Source organism: Mesorhizobium sp. M7A.T.Ca.US.000.02.2.1 (assembly GCF_003996995.1).
In the GTDB taxonomy this organism is placed as follows: Bacteria; Pseudomonadota; Alphaproteobacteria; order Rhizobiales; family Rhizobiaceae; genus Mesorhizobium.
In genome coordinates, this window is record NZ_RZTT01000653.1 from 1 (window position 1) to 2,217 (window position 2,217).

3 protein-coding genes and 2 tRNA genes are annotated in these 2,217 nt (G+C 61.6%); 2 read left to right on the plus strand and 3 right to left on the minus strand.

The genetic code is table 11. The features are described 5' to 3' along the window. A partial coding sequence (locus EOD15_RS33075) for a protein-L-isoaspartate O-methyltransferase (RefSeq protein WP_148129779.1) occupies window positions 1-504 on the minus strand: 504 nt, incomplete at its 3' end. Between the two features lie 90 nt (window positions 505-594). Continuing rightward, window positions 595-668: transfer RNA gene (locus EOD15_RS33080), tRNA-Cys, on the minus strand. A gap of 222 nt (window positions 669-890) precedes the next feature. Between EOD15_RS33080 and EOD15_RS33085 the strand changes: the two genes are divergently transcribed. Further along, entirely contained in the window at window positions 891-1,094 is a 204-nt protein-coding gene (locus EOD15_RS33085; RefSeq protein ID WP_127267807.1) for a hypothetical protein, read from the plus strand. A gap of 24 nt (window positions 1,095-1,118) precedes the next feature. On the opposite strand, the gene EOD15_RS33090 is transcribed toward EOD15_RS33085, so the two are convergent. Further along, the gene (locus EOD15_RS33090; RefSeq protein ID WP_024503836.1) at window positions 1,119-1,376 is read right to left on the minus strand and encodes a hypothetical protein; all 258 of its coding nucleotides are present in this window, start codon (window positions 1,374-1,376) and stop codon (window positions 1,119-1,121) included. 223 nt (window positions 1,377-1,599) lie between these two features. Here EOD15_RS33090 and EOD15_RS33095 point away from each other — a divergent pair. Beyond that, window positions 1,600-1,674, plus strand: a tRNA-Asn gene (locus EOD15_RS33095). Window positions 1,675-2,217: the final 543 nt, after the last annotated feature.

The following is a 2,217-nucleotide window of genomic DNA, read 5'->3' on the forward strand; positions in this document are numbered from 1 at the left end:
GTCCACCAGCGTCACAGGGACTTCCGCGACGCTGCCGCCGACAAGGACGACGTCATAAGGCGCCTGGGCGGCATGCCCTTGCGGCAGCGCACCCTGGACGACGGTCACATTGCCGCAGCCCAGCGACGAAAGCGTCGATCTGGCGGTTTCCGCCAGCGCCGAATCACTCTCAAGCGCCACCACGGAGCTGGCCAGCCGCGACAGGATGGCCGAGGCGTAGCCGGTTCCGCAACCGACATCGAGCGCCGAATCGGTCGGATTGATCTCGGCCAGTTGGATAAGCTTGGCCAACGGGGATGCTTCCATCAGGTAGCGCGCGCCGTCCGCGCCGGCGGCAATGCGGATGTCCTCGTCGATATAGGCGAGATCGCGCTGGGCGGCGCCGACAAACATCTCTCTTGGGACGACAAGCATTGCATCAAGCAGCGGCGCGCTGGTCACATCGGTGGTGCGGACCTGGCCGTCGACCATCTTGACGCGTAGTTCGGAGAAATCAGCGCTCATGTCCCAACCAATCCGCTTGCCGCGCCAGAACCGCGGTCCATTGTGTCAGGAACTTCAGGCCCCTGCGCTGCCGCGCGGGGGCCCGGGCATTGGAGGCCTCGCCCGGAATCGAACCGGGGTGCAAGGATTTGCAGTCCTCTGCGTAACCACTCCGCCACGAGGCCTCATTGCTCCCGGCGTTCCACCCGGTTCCAATAGGTTGCGGCGAAAATGCCGTCAAGCGGCCACCGTGCATTCCGAACGGTTTCCTAGCGTCAGTCCGGACGGCATCCGGCAAATCGTCGGACCGGGCCTGACCGCTCCATTAGCGGACAGTTAAGCATAGCCGCCCCGGAGAAGAAACTCCATCGGCGGCCCGTGCGTTGGACATGGCAGGAGGAAGAGCCATGCGCCGGACAATGGCAGCAAATACGAGTGCCTCGTCCGGCCTGTCCCTGCTACAATGCGGAGAGCTTCTGCATTACGCAATCGACCGTCTGTCCATCGAAGGTGCGGACAGCCTGTCGCCGCACGACAGGGCAAGGCTTGCCTCGGCCGCGGCGATTCTCAAGCAGATCCATGAGGCACTGGAAGAACACGCCGCCCGTTGAACACCCACCCTGCGCTATCGGCGGTCAATCGGGCCGGCGACGCCGTTCCCACCAGACGACAAAGCGACGCCGGTGACGGCGAACCATGGCGAATTCATAGGACAGCACCAGCAATCCGAGCGGAACCATCCAGAAGCCGAGGATCGGCAGGAAACCGAGGATACCGCCGATGGTCAGCAGGATGCCGATCGTGATTCTGAGCCCGCGCGAGCGCGGCATTTTGAACTCGCGCCCGAAAACGGAGATTTTCCGCGCCGGCATCTGGTTGTCTTGTGCTGTCATCGTCTCGAAAAATTGACCCGTTTGATTTTTCGCAAGCATGCTGGAACCAAAGCCGCCGCCGCGCTTTCGGTTCCATATCCCTGCCAAGACGGCTAATATGAGGGCAACCGTCGACGATTGCGAGAAAGGCCTGCGCGAAAAAGCCTCGGAAAAATGTGAAAAGCTTCTTTGCAAAGCCGAAAAGGGCAGCTATAGGCTGCGCCACTCACATAAGAGCATCCGTTCCCCGGTAGCTCAGTGGTAGAGCAACCGGCTGTTAACCGGTTGGTCGCTGGTTCGAATCCGGCCCGGGGAGCCAAATTTTTCAAGGCCTTGAGACGGTCACGTCGCCCATAGGGCTGATCTATGGCATGTCTGCAAAATCGCGATCAGCAGGTTGATTCTCAACTTGACCTGGCGCCGCTGTCCAGCGCTCTCGATGACGCCGCGGCATCGGGAAGGTTCGCGCGAGCAGGCATAAGGCCTTGCTGCGATCTCGGCGATCTCATCTCTTGTCGACGTTGGGGTTGGGTGCCGGTGCCTCTCGCGCATCTCGGGGTGGCGGGTCGACATGCTCAAGCTCGGGCGGGGCTTCTTTGTCCCGGCGTTGCACAGGTACCTTCACCGGTGCGGGCGTCGATGGTGGCTCTTTGATCTTGCTTGGCATAATCGAGTTAACCGCCCTGCCGGTCTCTTGTTCCGTAGCGAGCAGAAAACCTGAATGCGTGGGGAACCGGGAACATCGAAGAGCGTTTTCTCGCATGCTGAAGAAGATCGCCCTCGCCGCCGTGCTGGTCCAGGTTGCAGCGTTTTCGGCTCTCATCACCCAGACGGTCCTCTTCGCGTCCACGGCCACCCAGGC

Coding starts and splice junctions, on each gene's coding strand:
- EOD15_RS33090 (WP_024503836.1), bottom strand. CDS start 1,376: ATGACAGCACAAGACAACCAGATGCCGGCGCGGAAAATCTCCGTTTTC.
- EOD15_RS33085 (WP_127267807.1), top strand. CDS start 891: ATGCGCCGGACAATGGCAGCAAATACGAGTGCCTCGTCCGGCCTGTCC.